This window comes from Massilia timonae (assembly GCF_001866515.1).
In the GTDB taxonomy this organism is placed as follows: Bacteria; Pseudomonadota; Gammaproteobacteria; order Burkholderiales; family Burkholderiaceae_D; genus Telluria; species Telluria timonae.
On the sequence record NZ_JRYB01000001.1, the window covers coordinates 1539240 to 1559776 of the forward strand.

14 protein-coding genes and 1 tRNA gene are annotated in these 20537 nt (G+C 64.2%); 7 read left to right on the forward strand and 8 right to left on the reverse strand.

All coding sequences use genetic code 11. The features are described 5' to 3' along the window. Nucleotides 1-22: 22 nt before the first annotated feature. The 5 genes from LO55_RS06640 (at nt 23) to LO55_RS06660 (ending at nt 5932) form a co-directional block, all read left to right on the forward strand. Entirely contained in the window at nt 23-2188 is a 2166-nt protein-coding gene (locus LO55_RS06640; protein ID WP_083415213.1) for an RIFT barrel domain-containing protein, read from the forward strand. Nucleotides 2189-2468: 280 nt separating this feature from the next. Beyond that, entirely contained in the window at nt 2469-3929 is a 1461-nt protein-coding gene (locus LO55_RS06645; RefSeq protein ID WP_005663898.1) for an oligosaccharide flippase family protein, read from the forward strand. Nucleotides 3930-3940: 11 nt separating this feature from the next. After that, nucleotides 3941-4189 (forward strand): acyl carrier protein, encoded by a 249-nt coding sequence (locus LO55_RS06650; RefSeq protein WP_071360893.1) that lies wholly within the window; start codon nt 3941-3943, stop codon nt 4187-4189. Next, complete coding sequence (locus tag LO55_RS06655; RefSeq protein ID WP_071360894.1) at nt 4186-5031, forward strand: hydrolase 2, exosortase A system-associated; 846 nt, start codon at nt 4186-4188, stop codon at nt 5029-5031. Before LO55_RS06650 ends, LO55_RS06655 begins: the two co-directional genes overlap by 4 nt. A 19-nt stretch (nt 5032-5050) precedes the next feature. Then, nucleotides 5051-5932 (forward strand): hydrolase 1, exosortase A system-associated, encoded by an 882-nt coding sequence (locus tag LO55_RS06660; protein WP_071363703.1) that lies wholly within the window; start codon nt 5051-5053, stop codon nt 5930-5932. 4 nt (nt 5933-5936) lie between these two features. On the opposite strand, the gene LO55_RS06665 is transcribed toward LO55_RS06660, so the two are convergent. From LO55_RS06665 to LO55_RS06690, 6 genes are all read right to left on the reverse strand, one after another. Then, a complete protein-coding gene (locus LO55_RS06665) occupies nt 5937-7364 on the reverse strand; it encodes a NosD domain-containing protein (protein ID WP_071360895.1) in 1428 nt (475 codons plus the stop codon). Between the two features lie 24 nt (nt 7365-7388). Further along, nucleotides 7389-8753: a PEP-CTERM-box response regulator transcription factor gene (prsR, locus tag LO55_RS06670; RefSeq protein ID WP_071360896.1), complete on the reverse strand. Its 1365-nt coding sequence runs from the start codon at nt 8751-8753 to the stop codon at nt 7389-7391. A 14-nt stretch (nt 8754-8767) separates the two neighbouring features. After that, nucleotides 8768-10876 (reverse strand): XrtA/PEP-CTERM system histidine kinase PrsK, encoded by a 2109-nt coding sequence (gene prsK / locus LO55_RS06675; protein WP_071360897.1) that lies wholly within the window; start codon nt 10874-10876, stop codon nt 8768-8770. A gap of 90 nt (nt 10877-10966) precedes the next feature. Next, on the reverse strand, nt 10967-12370 hold the full coding sequence (locus tag LO55_RS06680) for a TIGR03013 family XrtA/PEP-CTERM system glycosyltransferase (RefSeq protein WP_071360898.1): 1404 nt from the start codon (nt 12368-12370) through the stop codon (nt 10967-10969). A gap of 664 nt (nt 12371-13034) precedes the next feature. Beyond that, on the reverse strand, nt 13035-14120 hold the full coding sequence (locus LO55_RS06685) for an acyltransferase family protein (protein WP_071360899.1): 1086 nt from the start codon (nt 14118-14120) through the stop codon (nt 13035-13037). A 273-nt stretch (nt 14121-14393) separates the two neighbouring features. Continuing rightward, nucleotides 14394-14469 (reverse strand) — tRNA-Arg (locus tag LO55_RS06690). Between the two features lie 175 nt (nt 14470-14644). Between LO55_RS06690 and LO55_RS06695 the strand changes: the two genes are divergently transcribed. Then, nucleotides 14645-15526 (forward strand): c-type cytochrome, encoded by an 882-nt coding sequence (locus LO55_RS06695; protein WP_071360900.1) that lies wholly within the window; start codon nt 14645-14647, stop codon nt 15524-15526. A 102-nt stretch (nt 15527-15628) separates the two neighbouring features. Here LO55_RS06695 and LO55_RS06700 read toward each other — a convergent pair whose 3' ends face one another. Continuing rightward, a complete protein-coding gene (locus tag LO55_RS06700) occupies nt 15629-16270 on the reverse strand; it encodes a PEP-CTERM sorting domain-containing protein (RefSeq protein WP_071360901.1) in 642 nt (213 codons plus the stop codon). A gap of 550 nt (nt 16271-16820) precedes the next feature. Between LO55_RS06700 and LO55_RS06705 the strand changes: the two genes are divergently transcribed. Next, on the forward strand, nt 16821-18266 hold the full coding sequence (locus LO55_RS06705) for a right-handed parallel beta-helix repeat-containing protein (RefSeq protein WP_071360902.1): 1446 nt from the start codon (nt 16821-16823) through the stop codon (nt 18264-18266). A gap of 130 nt (nt 18267-18396) precedes the next feature. Here the strand turns inward: LO55_RS06705 and LO55_RS06710 are convergent, their stop codons facing one another. Next, complete coding sequence (locus LO55_RS06710; RefSeq protein ID WP_071360903.1) at nt 18397-20469, reverse strand: M13 family metallopeptidase; 2073 nt, start codon at nt 20467-20469, stop codon at nt 18397-18399. Nucleotides 20470-20537 lie beyond the last annotated feature (68 nt).

Here is a 20537-nt window from a genome sequence, read left to right on the forward strand (position 1 = left end):
CGCACCGACGCCCACCGCTGCGATGTCCGGCCCGTCCTCTTTTTCCGCGCCGCGCCTGTTCCGTCTGCTGGCGGCGGCGCTCGTGCTGACCAGCACCGCCGCGCTGGCGGCATCCCCTCTCGCAGAAGTCCGCATCCAGAACCTGCGCTCCGACCAGGCCGACGTCCCCTTCACCTTCGGCCAGGTCTTCGCGCCGGGCGACCTGGGCAAGAACGAGCGCCTGGCGGCGCGCCTGCAAGACGGCGCCCTGCTGCCGCTACAGGTCGATGTCAAGGCCACTCATGCGGACGGCTCGGTGCGCCATGCGGTCCTCTCCGGCGTCCTGCCGCGCCTCGGCGCGCGCGCAAACGCCGACCTCGACCTGGTGAAGGAGCGAGCCCCGCAGCCGCGCGCCGCCGACATCACCGTCAAGCGCCTGCTCGCCGACGGCCTGACGGCCAGCGTCACGCTCACGATCGATGGCGTGACCTACCGCGCCACCCTGGCCGAGGCGGCTGCAGGCGCCAGGGGCGAAAAGAACACCGGCGCCTGGCTCGACGGCCCGCTGGCGCGCGAGTGGCGCGGCCTGGCGCCGTTCAAGGCGCAGGGCGGCGCCGCCCATCCGCTGCTGGACGCGCGCTTTGCCGTGCGCTGGTATCCGGGCCTGGAACGACAGGCACGGGTCGAGGTCGTCGTCGAAAACACCAGGACCTTCCAGGCCGGCGCGCGCAACCTCGACTACGACGTCGAGGTCGAGGTGGGCGGACGCACCGTGTATGCCAGGGAAGGACTGCGCCATTACCATCACGCGCGCTGGCGCCAGCTGGCCTGGTGGAACGAGACGCGCGCCCCGGAACTGCACATCCGCCCCGACAGCGCCTACCTGATCGCCTCGCGCGCCGTGCCCAACTACGACCAGGGCATCAAGCCGAGCGAACGTTCGCTGGCTGACCAGGCTTCCCGGCTCGGCTCCGGAAAAACCGGCCCGATGACGATCGGGCCCGTCAACCGCTACATGCCGGCGACCGGCGGGCGCGACGATATCGGACCTTTACCGGGCTGGTCGGTGCAATACCTGCTGTCGTCGGACTTGCGTGCGCGCGCCAGCATGATCGCGGCCGCCGAGGGTTCGGGCAGTTGGTCGATCCACCTGCGCGATGAACGCACCGGATACCCGCTGCGCACCGACACACCGGCCAATCGCCTCGTCTCCACCCACATGAACCTGGCAAACAGGCCGCCGCTGCCGGTGCCGCGCTGCGCCGGCAAGGGCTTGTGCGACACGCCCTACAAGCACGACACCTCGCATCAGCCTTCGCTCGCCTACCTGCCCTACCTGCTTACCGGCGACTATTACTACCTGGAAGAGCTGCACTTCTGGGCCGCCAGCAATCCGCTCGAAACCGATCCGGGCAATTCGGGTCGCGGGCAGGGCCTGGTGCGCTGGCAGCAGGTACGCGGCCAGGCATGGTCGCTGCGCACGCTCGGCCACGCCGCCTACATCACCCCCGACGCCCATCCGCTGAAAGGGTATTTCGCCAAGCAGCTCGACAATAACCTGGCCTTCTACCATGCCACGTATGTGGTGGGCAATCCGAATCGCCTGGGCGTGTACGACAGTTCGGGCGCCAGTTCGTTCAAGGTGAAGGCATCGGCGCCATGGCAGGACGACTTCCTTACCTGGAGCTTCGGGTATCTCGCAGAACTCGGCTTCGACAAGGCGCTGCCCATCTTGCGCTGGAAAGCGAAGTATGCGGTCGGGCGCATGACGACGCCCGGTTTCTGCTGGATCCAGGCCTCGGCCTATCATCTCGAATTCCGCCCTGGGCCGAAGGAGCCGCTGTTCGACGACCTGGCCACCATGTACCAGTTTAATTTTGGCGGCGACAGCATTCTCAACGAAAGTAAAAAACTGAAGCATCCGCAGGGCCTGAAATATATCGACCAGCCCTGCGCGAGCCGCGAGCAGAGCGACTGGCTGCGCACGGCCAGCAAGGGACGCTGGTCGCCCGGCCGGATGTCGGGCTATTCGGACTCGCCGCTGGGCTATCCGGCCAATATGCAGCCCGCGCTGGCGGTAGCGGCGACGTCCGGCATTCCACATGCCGCAGAGGCCTGGAAACGCTTCGACGCACGGGCCGACAAGCCGGACTACAGCAAGATGCCCGTATGGGCCATCGTTCCCCGAAACAAAACGCAGGGCGATTGAGTCGCCATGTGGGCAATCACTGGCAGGCACACTCGGTTTTCATGTAAGAAATGTATCGTGCGACCCTGAGGAAATAGGGATGCAGCATATAATATTGTGCATTACAGCAATCGATCGCATGCCGCCAGGCGTGCATGCCGCAGATATTCGTCCATGAAGAATCCGATCCGAGTTCGCACTGCAGACAGCCATCCGTGCCTTGCCCGGCCTGGCGCGCCCATCGTCGCGCCGGGGCCGTGCGCCTGAAGCGCCATCGCCGTCATCGACAGTCCTGACAACCATGGCAAACCTGCGACGATCGCTGTTCATCACCTTCTGTTCCTCGACCGGGGCGACGGTGCTCAAGTTCATCGTCAGCGTCCTGCTCGCGCGCATCCTGAGTCCGAGCGAGATCGGCGTCTTTTCGATGACCGTGGTGTTCGTCAATTTCGCCCATGTGTTCCGCGATTTCGGCGTCAACCAATACATCCAGCGCGAGAACGATCTCACTCCCGAGAAACTCCAATCGGCGGCTGGCGTACTGTTTTCCTCGTCCTGGCTGATCGCCCTGTGCCTGTATCTCGCCAGTGGCCCGATCGGCGCCGCGTTCGACGAGCCGCAGATGGTGCCGGTCATGCAGGTGCTGGCCCTCGGATTCGTGTTCATTCCTTTCGGCTCGATCACCAATGCCATGCTCTCGCGCAAATTTGAAGCGCAGAAGCAGGCCTACGTAACGGCAGCGGGCACCCTGAGTTATTGCGCCAGTTGCCTGGTGCTGGCCAAGCTAGGATTCGGCAGCATGAGCCTGGCGTGGGCCAACCTGATCAATATTCTCGTGAGTATCGTGGCCCTGGCTCCCTTCCGGCCACGCACTATGCCATGGCTGCCCGCGTTCACCCACTGGCGCGGCATCGTCAATTTCGGCGCGGGTTCTCTCATTTCGAACACGTCTGTGGCGATCAATAATGCGATTCCCGACATCCTGCTCGGCAAGCTCGGCTCGGCAAGCCAGGTCGGCCTGCTCAGCCGCGCCAATTCCACCGTCCAGATTTTCATCCACATCGCCGGCTCGACCATGACCTACGGCGCCGTTTCCTACATGGCGCAGATCTTCCACCGCGGCGAATCGCTGGCGCCGGTGCTGACCCGTGCCACCGTCCTGCTGACCGGGGTCGGGTGGACCGCGCTGGGATTGACGGCGGTGCTCGGGCACGACATCGTCCTGGCGCTGTACGGCCCGACCTGGCTCGAGGCGGTGCCCGCCATCCTGCCGCTGACGCTTGCGGCCGCCTCGGTAATGACGTTCCAGTATGTCAGCTTCGCGCTGACCGCGATTGGGCGCCCTTACATGAGCGCGGTGTTCGTGCTCGCCATCCTGTTCGCGCGCATCGGGTTCGGGGTATGGATGTACGATGGTTCGCTGGTGCGCTTCGCATGGTCGCTGTGCCTGGCAACAGTGCTGACCATGCCGCTGCGCGCCTACATCCAGCGTCATTATTTCGACCTCGGCATCGGCCGCCTGCTGCGCGCCCTGCTCCCGAGCGCGGTGGTGGCGCTGGGCACCAGCGGCGCCGCCATGCTGCTGGCGATGGCGCTGCCGTCCTCGCTGGCGCCGCTGCTGCGCCTGCTCGCCATGGCGCCGGTCATCGCCGTCGCCTGGTACCTGCTGCTGCGCCTGACGCGCCATGAACTGGTGGGCGAGGTGCACCGCCTGGCGGCCCCGATCAAGACCCGGCTGGCGCTGCTGCGCCCCAATCCGTGAATGGAATTCGCATGATCCTCGACCAAATCAAGACCATCCTCACCGACGTCCTCAGCCTGGGCGACGCCGGCCGCCAGCTGACCGCGGACTCGCCCCTGCTGGGCGCGCTGCCCGAACTCGACTCGATGGCGGTGATCAGCCTGATCGCCGCCCTCGAGGAACATTTCGACATCGCGATCGACGACGACGACATCAGCGCCAGCACCTTCTCCACCCTGGGCAGCCTGGCCGCTTTCGTGGACGACAAGCGCGGCGCATGAAGGCCGCCGCCGGCGCGCCGGCCGAACCCTTCTTCCTGAAGGCGGACGGCGGGCAGCGTTTCTGCCTCTACCACCCGCCGGCCGGCCCGGCGCGCGGGGCGCTGCTGTACGTGCATCCCTTCGCCGAAGAGCTGAACCGCTCGCGCCGCATGGCGGCGCTGCAGGCGCGCGCCTTCGCCGCGGCCGGCCACGCCGTGCTGCAGATCGACCTGGCCGGCTGCGGCGACAGCAGCGGCGACTTCGGCGACGCGCGCTGGGAACGGTGGCAGGCCGACCTGGCGCTGGCCGCGGCCTGGCTGCGCGAGAGAACCGACGCGCCGCTGCGGCTGTGGGGCCTGCGCCTGGGCGCCCTGCTGGCGCTGGACTATGCGCGCACGGCCGCGCACCCGGTGGCCGGCATGCTGCTGTGGCAGCCGGTGCTCAAGGGCTCCACCTACCTGACCCAGTTCCTGCGGCTGCGCCTGGCCGGCGCGCTGCTGGCCGATGGCGACGCCGGCGGCGGCACGGCGCAATTGCGTGCGGCGCTGCTGGCCGGCGAAGCGCTCGAGATTGCCGGCTACGACCTCGATCCCCACCTGGCGCGCGCGCTCGATGCGCTCGACCCGCTGGACGCCTTCCGCCCGGCCTGCCCGGTCGACTGGATCGAGGCGGTCACCCAGGCCGGCGCCGAGCCGTCCCCCGGCGCCGCGCGCGCCGCCGCCGCCTGGTGCGACGCCGCTGTCGACCTGCGCCTGCACCCGGTCCACAGCGCGCCGTTCTGGACCACCACCGAGATCACCGAGAATGCGGCCTGGCTGGAGACCGGCACGGCCGCGCTGGAGGCAAGACTGCATGGGCATTGAAGGCGTGGAGATCAGGCATATGGAAGCCGCTACCGATCCGGACCGGCCCCCGGAAGAACGGGCGCTCGCCTTCGACTGCGGCGGCGAGCGGCTGTACGGCATCCTGAGCCTGCCGGGTCATGCCGCATCCGGCGCGCGCGGCGTGCTGGTGGTCGTCGGCGGCCCGCAATACCGGGCCGGGAGCCATCGTCAATTCACCCTGCTGGCGCGCGACCTGGCGCAGGACGGCGTGCCGGTGCTGCGCTTCGACTACCGCGGCATGGGGGACAGCGAGGGCGCGATCCGCCCGTTCGACGACGTCGAGGACGACCTGCGCGCCGCGATCGACGCCTTCATGGCGGCGGCGCCCGGCCTGCGCGAAGTGGTGCTGTGGGGCCTGTGCGACGCCGCCTCGGCGATCGGCATGTATGCGGCGCGCGACCCGCGCGTGACCGGCCTGGTGCTGCTCAATCCCTGGGTGCGCACCGAGGACGGCCTGGCGCGCGCCACGCTGCGCCATTACTACCGGGCGCGCCTGCGCGACCCGGCCTTCTGGAAACAGCTGCTGCGCGGGGGCCTCGACTGGCGCCGTTCGCTGAGTTCATTGGTGGCGCTGCTGCGCAAGGCCAGGGGCGGGCCCGCGCCTGCCGCCGCCACCGCCACCGCCACCGCCTCGCTGCCGGAACGGATGCGCGCCGGCCTGCAGGATTTTCGCGGGCAGGTATTGCTGGTGATCGCCGGCGCCGACCTGACCGCGCGCGAATTCTGCGACCTGGCCGACGCCGACCGCGCCTGGAAAGGCGTGCTGGCCCCGCCGCGCGTGACGCGGCGCCAGATCGACGACGCCGACCATACTTTCTCGCGCCGCGCCTGGCGCGACCAGGTCGCGCGCTGGACCGCCGAGTGGCTGCGCTCCTGGTAAATCCTCAGCGGCGCAGGCAGGCGCCGAAATCCTCGAAGGCGCCGTAAGCCTTCGCCTGGCCACGCGCGGCGCCGCACAAGTCGACGCCGTCCTGGCGCGGCATGGCGCGCGCCGGCGCCCCGTCGTGCCAAAGGAAATCACCGCTGGCCGGCGCCGCGAACAGGGCGCGCACCGGATGCAGTCCCGCGTACGAGCGCCACAAGGCCGCATCGCGGTTATCCCCCAGGCGCAGCAGGCCGCCGTCGCGGCTGCGGATCGGACCGTCGACCAGGTTGCCATCGATGCGCGCGCTGCTGGTGGCGAAGCGCACGTCGATGCCGGCGGTGTCGACCAGGGTGTTGTCCTCGATCCGGGAATCGGCCGCGCTATTGAGATAAATACCGACGTCGGAACAGCCGACGACCAGGTTGGCGCGCACGACGCCGCGCTCCTGCTCCGTGATGCAGCGGCCATCGCGGCAATACGGCTTGCCGGTGCCGCCTCCCCCCAGCGACAGCCCGACGCGCTGGCCCGGCTGGCCGGCCAGCGCCTGCTCGCACCACACCAGGTTGCGCTCGAACAGATTGCCGCTGCCGCCGCCCTTGGCGAAGGCGCCGTAGCTGATCCGGTCGCCGCCCGCCTTGACGAAGTCGCGGATGATGTTGCCGCGCACCGTCCAGTCGCTGGCCGCGACCAGGTCGATCGGGGTCACCGGTTTGCGCGTCGCGCGCGGCGCCGGATTGGACAGGGTGTTCGCCTCGATCAGGCCATGGTCGGGAAAGCGTCCGCCGGCGCCGTTGATCTTGAAGTGGGCGTTGAAGCCTTGCAGGGTGTTGTTGACGGCCGCGAAATGGCTGGCCGCGCCGGTCACCTGGAAGGCGTGCTCGCAGTCGTCGTGGGCGGCGCAGGCGCCGTCGATGGTGAGGTTCTCGAAGCGCCAGTAGGGAGCGTTGACCCGGATCGCGACCGGCACGTTCGACAGCAAGGTCACCGTGCCCGGCCGCGCGGCGCGCAGCACGACCGGCGCCTGCGCGCCGCCGGGCCGGCTGGCTTCCAGCGCACGGTGTTCGATGCGATAGCTGCCTGGCGCCAGCGTGATCGTCGTGCCCGGCGTGGCCGCAGCCATGGCGGCGCGCAGGGCGCCGACGTCGCCGACCACGGCATCATCGGAAGCGGCGGCTCCGGCCGGCTGCGGCTGGGCGCCCAGCGTCAGGGGCGCCAGGTCGGGCGCGGGAGCGCCGCCCGCTGCGCCGCGGTCCAGCGCCAGCAGGCCGCGGCTGGCGAACTGGCCGGCGCCGACGATGACGGCGTTGTGGCCGCTGCTGCGCTTCTCGATGTAGGGCGCCAGGGTGCGCGGCATCACGCCGGCACGCTCGGCCACGAACAGCCCCGCCGCCACGCCGCAGCCGGCCAGCAAGGCGGCCGCCAGCGCCAGGCGCGCGCCACGCTTCATGGGGAGCACCTCATAGCGAGCACTTCAGACGCTGCTCTTGATGCCGTGCCGGTTCATCAGGTCATACAGGGTCGGACGGCTCACGCCCAGCATCTCGGAAGCCTTGACGATATTGCCGTCCACCCGCGCCAGCACGCGCACGATGGCCGCGTGTTCGGCCTCGTCGCGCACCTGGCGCAAATTCAGCGGTTGCTCGACCTGGGTGCCGTCGTCGGGCAGGCCCAGGTCGTCGGCCACGATGGTCGGGCCGTCGGCCATGATCACGGCGCGCTTGACGCAGTTTTCCATCTCGCGCACGTTGCCCGGCCACTGGTAGCCCTCGATGGCGGCGATCGCGTCCGGCGCGAAGTGCAGGGTCGGGCGCGACTCCTGGGCGCAGAACTTGTTCTTGAAATGGTGGGCCAGCAGCGCCGCATCGCCCTGGCGCGCGCGCAGCGGCGGGATCGTGACCACGATCTCGGACAAGCGGTAGTACAAGTCTTCGCGGAAGCGCCCGGTGCTGCACAATTCCTTGAGCTTCTGGTGAGTCGCGCACACGATGCGCACGTCGACCGGGATTTCCTCATGGCCGCCGATGCGCTCGATCACGCGCTCCTGCAGGAAGCGCAGCAGCTTGGCCTGCAGCGCCATCGGCAGGTCGCCCACTTCATCGAGGAAGAAAGTGCCGCCGTTGGCCAGTTCGACCTTGCCCTTGGTCTGCTTGGCGGCGCCGGTGAAGGCGCCCTTCTCGTAGCCGAACAGTTCGCTCTCGAGCAGGTTCTCGGGAATCGCGGCGCAGTTGATCGCCACGAAACGCTCCTTGGCGCGCGGCGACAGCGCGTGCAGCGCGCGCGCCAGCACTTCCTTGCCGGTGCCCGATTCGCCCAGGATCATCACCGAGGCCGAGGTCGGGGCCACCTTCTCGATGTTGCGGCACACCTTGAGCATGCCGGCGTCGCGGCTGATCACGCCCGCCATCGGCGAATCGGCCTGGTTCGACTGCATGCGGCGGTTTTCCATCTGCAGGTTGTGCAAGAAGAACGCGCGCTGGATCACCAGGTTCAGCACCTCGGGCTCGCACGGCTTCTGGTGGAAATCATAGGCGCCCATGGCGATCGCCTTGACCGCGTTGGCGCGCTCCTGGTTGCCGGTCAGGACGATCACGCGGGTGTCCGGCGCCAGCGCCAGGATCTGTTCCAGCGTGGCCAGGCCTTCGGTCGAACCGTCCGGATCGGGCGGCAGCCCGAGGTCCATGGTGACCACCGCCGGCTCGTGGCGGCGAATCTGCGCCAGCGCGCTTTCGCGGTCGCCGGCGACGACCACGTCATACGCATCGAAGCTCCAGCGCAGCTGCTTCTGCAGGCCGGGGTCGTCTTCGATGATCAACAGTTTCGGTTTGTTTTGGGTCACGGCTATTCCTCAGTTCACGCTGCGCGATCGATGGCGCCGGCGGCGATGCCGGCGCCGGCCTCATGGTACAACGGCAGGGTGACGGTAAAAGTGGTTCCGACCGAGGGCGTGCTGGTCAAGTCCAGCGCGCCGCCCAGTTCAGTGATGTATTCGCGGCTCTCGAACACGCCGATGCCCATGCCGGCCGGCTTGGTCGACTCGAACGGCTTGAACAGGCGCTCGCGAATGAATTTCTCGGTCATGCCGGCGCCGGTGTCGGCCACCGTGATCGCCACCCCGTTGCCCTGGCGGCGGATGCTCACGTTCACGCGGCCGCTCTTGGGCGTGGCCTCGATCGCGTTCTGGATCAGGTGGCCCAGCACGCGCTCGAGCCGCTCGCGGTCGGCCAGCACCATCAGGCCCTGCTGCTCGACCTGCAGCGACGGATGCGGCTCGAGGGCGCTCTTGAGCGCGATCGCCTGGCGCACCACGGCCTCGACCGACAGGGCGCGCGGCCGCGCCGGGGCATCGTTGCGGCTCAGTTTCTGCAGCATCGACGTCATCTTCTGGATCGAATGGTCGACCGTATCGAGCATGTCGCGCTGGAACTCCGGATTGTCGCGGTGCTTTTCGGCGTTGGCGTTCATCAGGGACAGCTGGGACACCAGGTTCTTGAGGTCGTGCACCACGAAGGTCGACATGCGGTTGAACGAATCGAACTGGCGCGCCACCATCAACTCGTTGGCGGCGTCCTGCTGCGCCAGGTAGCTGGCGGCCTGGCTGCCCGCGATCTCGAGCAGGTCGAACACTTCCCAGTTCAGGGCCACCGTGCTGCGCGCGTCCTGCAGCACCACGAAGCCGAACAGTTTCGAGTGCATGATCAGGGGCACCACCAGCCAGCCGCGCGGGAATGCCTTCAGCCAGTCCGGCAGTTCGAGGTCGCCGTACTTCTCGGGCAGGGCCTTGTATTCGTGCAGGTCGATCACCCACTGGGTGGTTTCCAGGAAGCGGCAGAACTTCGAATCGGCCGGCTCGACGGCGCTGCTGGAAGCCTGCCAGCCGGCCGCCGGGCGATAGGCGCCGCCGCCGCCGCTGTCGGGTTCCCCGTCGCGGCGCTGCCACAGCACCCCGCCCGGGCTTTCGACCAGGGCGCCGACCGCCTCGATCGCGCGTTCGCCGATATTGGCGCTGTGCTCGGACAGGGTGCGAGTGAAGCGCATCCATTCCTCGCGGTAGTCGTAGCCGTAGCTGTAGAAATGCTTGCTGATGAAAACCTTGAGCCAGGCGCGGAAGGTGCCCGAGAACAGGGTCCCGGCCAGCACCAACAGCGCGCCGCACAGGAACACCACCTGCATCACGCCGCCCCAGCTGCCGCCGAAGTAGCGCAGGTAATAGCCGGCGAAGCCCATCGCCATCAGGTACAGCGCGGAGCCGAACAGCGCGGTCGAATGGAACATCACGCGCCGCGACAGCGCCAGCGCATTGGCGCGCGAGGCGCCGCGCTTGATCGCGGTGCCGATCAGCGGCATGGCCAGGGCGTTGACGATGCCGCGCGCGGCCCAGGTGTCCTGGTGCATCTCGTGGAACAGCATCGCCTGGCTGTACATGTAGAAGTCGTAGGCGAACATGGCGCCGATGCCGAGGCAGGCGAACTTGATGGCCCAGCGCTCCTGCACCGTCTTGTTGCGGTACACCTGCTCGACCAGCAGCATGCCCAGCACCGCCTGGCACACGCGCGCCGTCACGTTCGGCAGCAGGCCGTCGAAGTTGAGCATCAGGTCGGTGCGCAGCAGCGCCGTCGCCAGCAGCAGGCCCAGGTAGACCATGCCGCCCACGAATACCGGGGTGCGCAGGCCGAACGGCCAGCGGCTGCCCGGATCGCGGTAGTTGCCCAGCAAGAGGAGCAGCACGACGCACCAGGCGCCGCTGCGCAGGATCTCGAGCTTGTCGGTCCAGACCGACCACAGCCCGAGGCCGGACGCGGCTTCCAGGGCCAGGGCGCCGGACCAGAGCGCGGTGAGCGCGCAGGCGATCGCGACCGGCGCGACGTGGCTGCGGCCGCGCCAGATCGTCAGCAGGAGACCGATCAGCAGGAAGAAACCGACGGCGGCGACGCTATAGCTGTAGACGGCAATGCTGGTCAACGTGCGCCATCCATGAGAACGTGCATTGAAAAAATCCCGGTAAGGAGGCCACACCGATGCCTGGCCCCGGGACCACCCGGGGCACGGCCGTCAGCGCCCGCTGCGGAACAGCACGACCTTGAGCGTATTGATCAGGACCAGCACGTCGAGGAACAGGCTGTTGTTCTTGACGTAATACAGGTCGTACTGCAGCTTTTGCAGCGCATCCTCGGCCGAGGAACCATAGCCGTAACGAACCTGGGCCCAGCCGGTGATGCCTGGCTTGATGCTATGACGTACATTGTAATACGGCACCACCTCGATCAACTGTTCCACGAAATAGGCACGCTCGGGCCGCGGACCGACGAAGGACATCTCGCCCTTGAGCACATTGAACACCTGGGGCAGTTCGTCGATGCGGGTCTTGCGCATGAAATTGCCGACGCGGGTGACGCGCGGATCGTTCTGGGCCGCCCACTGCGGCTTGCCGCCTTTTTCGGCATCGGTGCGCATGCTGCGGAATTTGTGCACCCGGAAGATCTTGCCGTCCTTGCCGACCCGTTCCTGCGAATAGAACACGGGGCCGCGGTCTTCCAGCCACACGGCGATCGCCGCGGCCAGCATGATCGGCAGGGTCATGACCATGATCAGGGTGCTGCACACCAGGTCGAAGCCGCGCTTCATGAAGGTGCGGATATAGCTCTGGTCAAAACCGCCGCCGAAGACCAGCCAGCTCGGCTGCAGGGAATCGACCCGGATCTGGCAGGTTTCGCGTTCGAAGAAGGTGGCGGCATCGGTGACCTTGAGGCCCTGCAGTTTGCAGTCCAGCAGTTCCTTGATGGGGAAGCTGCCGCGCCGGTTCTGTACCGAGACCACGATTTCCTGCACGCCGTACTGCTTGGCGACCTTGACCAGCGAATCGCCGTCGCGCACCTTGAGCAGGTTGCCGGCAGGCACGCAGACCTCTTCGCTGGCGACCGGAATGAAGCCGGCGATATTGTAGCGGTGGTAGCTGGTCTTCTTCTGCGCCAGTTCGCTGCACTCCTTGGCCAGCGGACCGCTGCCCAGGAACATGATGCGCGACTGCATCAGGCGCAGTTCGGATGTCTTGAAGAAGATGATGCGCGCCGTAAAGATGCCGACCGCCGCCAGGCCGAACACCAGCAGCAGGATGCCGCGGCCGAAATACAGATCGGGGGCAATATAGAACACCAGGGTCAGGATCAGGAAGCCCATCAGGAAAGCGGGCATCAGCTTCATCAGGAAGGGATGGCGCAGGCCTTCGTCGAAATCGAGCTGGTACATGCCCATGGCGCTCATGCTGAAGCTCACCGCCACCGCGAAGGCGATTGCCGAGGCCATGAAGTGATCGAGCTGCAAGGCCGTCGTCGGCGCGCCGACATCAAGAAAACGCATGGCGGCGCCCGCATAGGCGGCCCCAAGCAGGATCAATATCTCTACGAACAGCAGGACGAATACGATCTTCGACACATAGTGATTAGAGATCCGAAACATTTTATTCCCCAGAATTTATTATTGCTTCACTGCTTGCTGAGTTGGCAAAACGACCACAAGGCATCGGCTGCATCGACAGCAGCGCGCGCATGGTCTCATACAATAGCTATAACGTGTCGCGCTCGCCAGGACGTGTTGTATTGACGACAATCGCCGACCTCGTCCGCCTCCTGGTTAATAAATTTTCCTACGCGACATTATCAATATAGCAAAGATTGAGATTTGTTTCTTTATCGCTAGATCTGCCGTGCGCGGGGTAGAAAAAATTTCCCACAGGGCAACAGCCCTGTCATCATGTTTCCCCACGCCGCTTGTCGCTGATCATGTGCTCGCCATAGTAGGTCAGCGCTGTGTAATGTCGATGACTTGTCGCCTGTACAAGCAAATCCAGCCAAACATTGCTGAACCATGCATTTTATATATCACAAGCATGGTTGTTTTTTGCTATATTTTTAACAGTAAATATAGCATGGAAACACAAGCGGACTCAACGATGGTTCACTGCCGCGTCAGGTCAATGCAACACGGGTAAGACAGGCTGTTGCAAAGCTCACCTGCGCTTAGGGAAAGAAATTTTAGCATTGACTCAACAGTATGCAGCGCAACGATGGATATCGTGCGCTATTGTTTTAAAGCCAATATTGATTTAGAGCAAGTGTGCGCCTCAGAGTTTCGCCCCGGCGGCCTGGGGCGCATCCACCACCGGCATGGCGCCGACGGCAGGTGCCGGCTGCCGCGCACGTCGTCCTGCGCCTATGAGCAGAGGGAACAGCCGCGGCATCAGGACGTTGGCGATACGGTAGGCGGCGACCAGGATGGCCGTCACCAGCACCGGCGCCATGACCCAGTACAAAGGATAGGGCAAGGCGCTGCCATAGCGGCTGTACAGGAGCCAGGTCAGCAACAGCACCGGGGCGTGCGCCAGGAACATGAAGAAGCTGTACTTGCTCATGCCGACCAGCCAGGGCCCGAGCCGGCTCGCCGCCAGCCAGGCGGTGGCCGGCCAGATCAGGAACGGAGCGATCAGGCGCAGATAGGTCGTGTTCGCGACACGGAAATGCACGATGGCGGCGCAGGCGAGCAAAAACAACAGGAAGCACGGCACTGCGTACCGGTCGAGCAGGCGCAGGTTCCAGCCGCGCACGGCGGCCATGCCGCCGACATAGAACAGCACCGCCATCACGTCGCGCAGCACCAGCACGCCATCGTAGTTTTTGAAGAACACCACCGACACCAGCACCAGGCCCGGCCAGGCGTAATTGCGCAGTAACCAGCCGAATGCCGGCGCGAGCAGGATGAGCACCAGCAGGTCGCGCAGGAAGTTCAATGGGTAATTCACGGGCGACGCCGTCAGGCCGAAGGCGGCGTTGAGCCAGGCCATCGGTTCAAAAGGCCACAGTTGCGCGGACATCTCGACACCGGCAAACAGTTGCGCGCCCAGCGCCAGGGGCAGCAGCGGCAGGTTGAAGCACAGGAAGGGCAGCAGGATGGTGCGCGCCTTCTTGCTGAACAGGCGGGCCGGCGCACGGTCGAGGGCGGCGCCAAACAGCAGGAAGCCCGAAATGACGGTCAGCACCGGGACGGTGGCGCGGAACACGGCGAGCTGGAAAAAGGCCTTGGTGGCATCGAACCAGCCATTGCCGATCTCGGCCATGGGCACGTACTGCGGTGTATGCAGCATGATCACGCCGAAGATCATGACGAACCGCAGAAGTGCGATACGGTCGCGAAGGCCATGGTCAAGGGTCATGGAAGGTCCTTTTCAAGAGTGCGGAACATGCGCGGGAAAGTCGTCGCGCATGGCACGAGAAACTGCCGAATCGAGCCTGCCGACAATGAAGGGCCTGCCAACTCCCACTTACCTTAAAGTCAACACTGATCAATGTCAATTGTGCGCGTGCGTCATTACACAAAAGTGTCGAATGCGCGGTATGAGCGGCGAGCACGGACGCGAGACCGCGACATGCTGGCGCATGCGGGACGTTCGGAAAGAGAAAGGAAAACGATGGCAATGATGCCGGAATGGCGCGGCTGGCTGGGATCGAACCAGCGACCCTTGGCTTCGGAGGCCAATACTCTATCCACTGAGCTACAGCCGCGCTGGAGGCGTGACGAAGGATACAGTCTTTCCGCAAGTACGTCCATGGGGAGAGGCGGAAAAACCCCTACACCAAAGCAGGATTACACTATAATAAGATTCTTGACGGCATTTGCAAAAAGCCACTAGATCGCAGTGCCCCAGTGGCCGGTTTTTTTAATTGAATTAAGGAAATCATGAGCGACGCACACAACGAACACCAATCCCTCATCCGCACGCCTAAACAGCTCGTCGTTGCCGTCACGGGATTCTTCTTGGTTATTGTTCTAGGTATCATTTTACTGGTCACGTTCGTGACCAGTACCGCCACCACCGGCGCCGGCACCGACGGCCAGAGCGCCGAAGCCATCTCCAACCGCATTCGCCCCGTTTCCGAAGAAGGTTTCACCCTGGTCGACGCCAATGCGCCGCGCGTGCTGCAGGCCGGCGGCGCCGTCTATGCCGCCACCTGCGCAGCCTGCCACGACAGCGGCATGGCCGGGGCGCCGAAGACCGGCGACAACGGCGCCTGGGGCGCACGCCTGGCGCAAGGCTATGACACCCTGCTGAAACACGCCATCGAAGGCATCCGCGCGATGCCGGCCAAGGGCGGCAATCCGGACCTGGACAATCTCGAGGTCGAGCGCGCCGTCGTCTTCATGACCAACAAGAGTGGCGCCAGCTTCAAGGAGCCGGCCGAACCCGCGCCTGCCCCGGCTGCGGCCGAGGCGCCGGCCGATGCCGCCGCTACCACCGTCGCACCGGTAGCGCCAGTTCCGGCCGCAACGCCCGCCGCTGCCCCGGCAGCCGCGCCAGCCATTGCCAGCGCCGACGCTGGCAAGAAAGCCTACGATTCAGCCTGCATCGCCTGCCATGGCGCTGGCATCGCCGGCGCGCCGAAATTCGGCGACAAGGCGGCCTGGACCGCGCGTCTCGGCCAGGGCGCTAACGTGATGTACGAACACGCGATCAAGGGCTTCCAGGGCAAGGCCGGCTTCATGCCCCCAAAAGGCGGCTCTACCCTCCCCGATGCCGATATCAAGGCCGCGGTCGATTACATGGTGGCCGCCGTCAAATAAGACGCGCTGCGGCTCCAATAAAAAAGCACCCAGCCGGGTGCTTTTTTGTTTGAAAGATCATGAACGTTGTTGCAGCGCAACCCAGCAATAACGTCGCTTTGATCAGTGCAGGCGGCGACGGCGCGTGGTCAGCATGGCCATGAACCCAAGTCCGACCAGCAGGACGCCAGCCGGCTCGGGGACTGCGGTCGGCTCGGTGCTCACGAAGAAATCGAAGTTAATGCCCAACACGCCAAGTCCGCCGATTTGTTCGGTTCCGAACGCATCGTCAGTGGCCGGGAAAAAACCGTCCCAAGGATAATTCTGATATACCCCGTCAGCAAGATTATCGGTTTCGATGAGCAGCTTATTATTTGAATCGAGGAAAGAAATACGGGCCTCGTACAAATTAACGACGCTCATCAATTCGAGCGGATAATCGAACAGACCGATACCCAAAATCGCTATTTCTCCCAACACCGGGAATAAATCGCCAGTGCTTCGAATCTGAATACTGATGAGTGATCGACCATTGCCCAAGTCACTCTCGGATTCGCTCACGGTGAGAAAACTATCTCCCCGAACCGCCATGGCTGCCTCGTCATCGAAAGTGGCGACGCCGGCAAACGCCTCATCGCTTTCGCTCCCTTGCAGATAGAAGGAGTAGGCGGAACCGACAGTGACGACCGGCGCCGCGACCGCAGCCTGCGACCCCGCGCCCAGTGTTGCGGCGACTACAAGAATCGATCCAATAAATTTACGCATGCTTTCCCCTTGATGCAAAATATTATACTTACATCAAAGCAAAATTCATGCCTTTTGGCCTGATTTCTATAAAAATCAGTGAATTAGCTCGAGCTTACCGGAAGCAAATCCAGGCGCTGTAAATTATCCCGACACTACCTCAAGTCGAGCGATCACCCTGCACTGTCGGTCTTCTGCGCAACTTTTCGTTCATTCTCCTCCTCTCGCAAGCTTCCCGGGCAGCTTCCAGCAACGGATATATGCCGCGTGGTATTTCGCTGCACTGTATTGCCGTTGAATCCCTATCGTGAATTTTCTTGAATACCAAAATAAAACCTGATTCAAAATATTGCTCGAAAGAAAATTTAAACTGCTCAGAAACAGTTGGCACTATTGAACAAAAATACTTGCATGAAATAGTTGCCGTTCATATTCATTGGTTAGTAATTGTTAAATATTTCCATATTGCACTGTCACAATTAGTTACAAGTAGACTGCCGTAAATATCGTATCCTTCAAAACTTTCCCACCGGAACAAATTCCAAGCGGAATTTTTTACAGGATAAATATCATGCAATTCTGCAACTCTGCATCGACCAAACACCACGTCTTTCGCCTGAACGCCGCGCTGCTGATGTCGCTGGCAGCCATTGGCAGCACCTCGGCCGCCACCCTGTCCGTCGGTCCTGGCAAGACCTACGCGGCGCCCTGCGCCGCCTTCGCCAAGGCCAAGGCCGGCGACATCATCGAGATCCAGGGTGGCAAGACCTATAGTGGTGACGTCTGCGCCATCAGCCCGAGCGACCTCGTTATCCGCGGCGTGAACGGCCGCCCGAAGATCGATGCTGCCGGCAAGAATGCTCAAGGCAAGGCGATCTGGGTGGTCAAGGGCAATAACATCACCGTCGAGAACGTCGAGATGTTCGGCGCCAAGGTGCCAGACAAGAACGGCGCCGCGCTACGCCTCGAGGGCACTCACTTCACGCTGCGCTCGTCCTACCTGCGCGGCAATGAAAACGGAATTCTGAGCGGCGCCAACGCCAACAGTAATATCGTGATCGAATACAGCGAATTCGAACGCAATGGCGCGGGCGATGGCTATTCGCATAACTTATATATCGGCAATGTCGCCAGCCTCGTGTTCCGCTACAACTATTCGCACGACGCCCTGGTCGGCCACAATCTGAAGTCGCGCGCCAAGGTCAATACGATTAGCTACAACCGTTTCTCGAGCACGCCATCGGCCACTGCCAAGGCAGGTGCACCAAGCTATGAGATCGACCTCCCGAATGCCGGTACCGCCTACGTCGTCGGCAACGTGATCCACCAGCCGGCGGTCCACAATAATCCAGGCATGCTGGCCTATGGCATGGAAGGTGCGACAAATCCGGGCAAGGACTTGTATGTCGTGAACAATACCTTCCTGAACGACGACAGCTCGCGCGGCACCTTCGTCCTGGTCGGCAGCAAAGTGACGACCCCGGTCTTACTGCAGAACAATATCTTTAGCGGCACAGGCACCGTGACCAGCCAGGGCAGCGCCGTGCAGAAGAGCAATTATCGTTCGGTGGCCGCAGGCTTCGTCAACCGCGCGCAGTTCGACCTGCATCCGCTCGCCAACGCACTGGTGATCAATGCCGGCACCGCACCGGGCAAGTCGGCGGCCGGCGTCAGCCTGGCCCCAACCGCGCAGTACAAGCATACGGCTTCGGGAGAATCCCGTCTGGTTTCCGGCACGCTCGATATCGGTGCCTATGAAGCGGCAGGTTCGACGGCGGCGCCGACGACTCCTGCGCCTGCGCCTACGCCTGCGCCGACGACGCCGGAAACCTGGAAGCAGTGCGCCACCGAAGGTTATACCTGCTCTTTCACCGGTACCCGTGAGGTGCGCTACGGCGTGCCGGGCGCCTACAGCACCAAGGTCATTACTGCAAAAACCGCCTGCACCTCCGCCGTATTCGGCGATCCGAAGAAAGGCTATTCGAAGACCTGCAGCTATTCCAGCCTGGCACGCTGACCGTCCTGTATCGCGGGGAACGGCCTACCAGCTCTTCCTCGCGTAGCCACGGTACAAGCACAAAGGCCCGGTCGTCGTCGACCGGGCCTTTTATATATGCAGCACTATTTTCGGCTTGGACAGCCCTGGCTTACCAGATGATCACGCGATCCTTCGGCGCCAGGTACATCTTGTCGCCCGCCTTGACCCCGAACGCCTCGTAGAAACCAGGCTGGTTCTTCAGGGTGCCGTTAGCGCGGTACTGCGCCGGCGAGTGCGGATCGGTCTTGATCTGGGCGATCTGCGCCGGTTCGCGCATCTTGGTGCGCCACACCTGGCCCCAGCCCATGTAGAAGCGCTGGTCGCCGGTGAGACCGTCGATGACGGGCGCCGGCTTGCCCTTCAGCGAGATCTTGTAGGCTTTATAGGCGATCGCCAGGCCCGAGTTGTCGCCGATGTTCTCGCCCAGGGTCAGTTCGCCGTTGACGTGGTAACCCTCCAGCGGGCTGAAGGCGGCATATTGCGCGATCAGGGCCTTGGTCTTCTCGCCGAAACGCTTGCCGTCTTCTTCGGTCCACCAGTTGCGCATATTGCCGTCGCCGTCATACTGCGAACCCTGGTCGTCGAAGCCGTGGCTGATCTCGTGGCCGATCACGGCGCCGATGCCGCCGTAGTTGACCGCGTCGTCGGCATTGGCGTCGAAGAACGGCGGCTGCAGGATCGCGGCCGGGAACACGATCTCGTTCAGTTCCGGGTTGTAGTAGGCGTTGACGGTCTGCGGCGTCATGCCCCACTCGTCGCGGTCGATCGGCTTGCCGAGCTTGTTCAATTCGCGGTTGTATTCCACTTCGCGCGAACGCATCACGTTGCCAACCAGGTCATCGCGTTTCACGGTCAGGGCCGAATAGTCCTTCCACTTGTTCGGGTAGCCGATCTTCGGCGTGAACTTGGCCAGCTTGGCCTGCGCTTCCTTCTTGGTCGCGGGGCTCATCCAGTCCAGGGTGTCGATCGACTCTTTATAGGCGGCCAGCAGGTTGTTGACCAGGACTTCCATGTGCGCCTTGCGCTCGGCCGGGAAGTGCTTCGCCACGTACAGCTTGCCGACCGCGTCGCCCAGGCTGGATTCCAGGGTCGAGACGCCGCGCTTCCAGCGCGGCTCCAGTTGCGGGATGCCGGCCAGGGTGGTGCCGTTGAAGGCGAAACGCTGGTCGACGAAGGCTTTCGACAGGTAGTTGGCGTAGCCGTTCACGGTCTGGAACTGCAGATAGGCTTTCCAGGTTTCCAGCGGAATACGACCAAGAACGTCAGCGAAGCCCTTCAGGTAAGAAGGCTGGCTGACGATCAGGTAGTCGGCCTTGCCCTGCAGGCCCGACGCCTTCAGCCACTGCTGCCAATCGTAGCCCGGCGCCATGGCGGCCAGTTTCGAGAGTTCGACCTTGTTGTAGGTCTTGATCGGATCGCGGTTCTCGACCTTGGTCCACTGCGCCTTGGCCAGCTCGGTTTCCAGCTCGACGATGGCTTTCGCATCGGCCTTGGCATTCTTGCCGCCGGCCAGCGCCAGCATCTTCTCGACGTGCTGCTGGTACTTGGCGCGGGTGTCCGCCAGCTTGGCGTCGTCCAGCTTCAGGTAGTAGTCGCGGTCGGGCATGCCCAGGCCGGCCTGGTACAGGTCGGCCACGTACTTGGTCGAATCCTTGGCGTCCTGGTGGATGAAGAACACGAAGGGCACGTTGACGCCGATGCGGCCCAGGTGGGCGAACATGGCCGGCAGTTCATTCTTGTTCTTGAGCGCGGCGATCTTGCCCAGTTCGCCGGCCAGCGGCTTGGCGCCCAGCTGCTCCAGGCGCGCTTCGTCCATATAGCTGGCGTAGAAGTCGCCGATCTTGCGCGCTTCGGTGCCGTTGGCCGCGCTGCGTTCCATCGCCGCCTTTTCGATGACGGCGCGCAGCTGCGGCAGGGTGTCGTCGCGCAGCTGGTGGAAGGCGCCCCAGGTCGACTTGTCGGCCGGGATCTCGACGCTCTTGAGCCACTTGCCGTTCAGGTGTTCGAAGAAATCGTCCTGCGGGCGCACGCCGGCATCGATGTACTGGGTGGCGATGCCGGACGCTGCCGCGCTGGCCTTGGCGGCGCTGGCAGGGGCGGCAGGGGCGGCGGCGCCGGATTCGGCGTGCGCGAACGAAGCTACCAGCACGAGTGCGGCAGCGCTGAACAAATGTCGTTTCATGTTCTCTCTCTTTGGTGTGAGTGCAATGCAAAACGGGCCGGCGCTCATGACGCCGGCCCGTCCCTGGA

Excerpts from the sequence above, each read along its gene's own strand:
- LO55_RS06640 (WP_083415213.1), top strand. The coding sequence starts at position 23 with ATGTCCGGCCCGTCCTCTTTTTCCGCGCCGCGCCTGTTCCGTCTGCTG.
- LO55_RS06645 (WP_005663898.1), top strand. The coding sequence starts at position 2,469 with ATGGCAAACCTGCGACGATCGCTGTTCATCACCTTCTGTTCCTCGACC.
- LO55_RS06650 (WP_071360893.1), top strand. The coding sequence starts at position 3,941 with ATGATCCTCGACCAAATCAAGACCATCCTCACCGACGTCCTCAGCCTG.
- LO55_RS06655 (WP_071360894.1), top strand. The coding sequence starts at position 4,186 with ATGAAGGCCGCCGCCGGCGCGCCGGCCGAACCCTTCTTCCTGAAGGCG.
- LO55_RS06660 (WP_071363703.1), top strand. The coding sequence starts at position 5,051 with ATGGAAGCCGCTACCGATCCGGACCGGCCCCCGGAAGAACGGGCGCTC.
- LO55_RS06665 (WP_071360895.1), bottom strand. The coding sequence starts at position 7,364 with ATGAAGCGTGGCGCGCGCCTGGCGCTGGCGGCCGCCTTGCTGGCCGGC.
- LO55_RS06680 (WP_071360898.1), bottom strand. The coding sequence starts at position 12,370 with ATGTTTCGGATCTCTAATCACTATGTGTCGAAGATCGTATTCGTCCTG.
- LO55_RS06685 (WP_071360899.1), bottom strand. The coding sequence starts at position 14,120 with ATGACCCTTGACCATGGCCTTCGCGACCGTATCGCACTTCTGCGGTTC.
- LO55_RS06695 (WP_071360900.1), top strand. The coding sequence starts at position 14,645 with ATGAGCGACGCACACAACGAACACCAATCCCTCATCCGCACGCCTAAA.
- LO55_RS06700 (WP_071360901.1), bottom strand. The coding sequence starts at position 16,270 with ATGCGTAAATTTATTGGATCGATTCTTGTAGTCGCCGCAACACTGGGC.
- LO55_RS06705 (WP_071360902.1), top strand. The coding sequence starts at position 16,821 with ATGCAATTCTGCAACTCTGCATCGACCAAACACCACGTCTTTCGCCTG.
- LO55_RS06710 (WP_071360903.1), bottom strand. The coding sequence starts at position 20,469 with ATGAAACGACATTTGTTCAGCGCTGCCGCACTCGTGCTGGTAGCTTCG.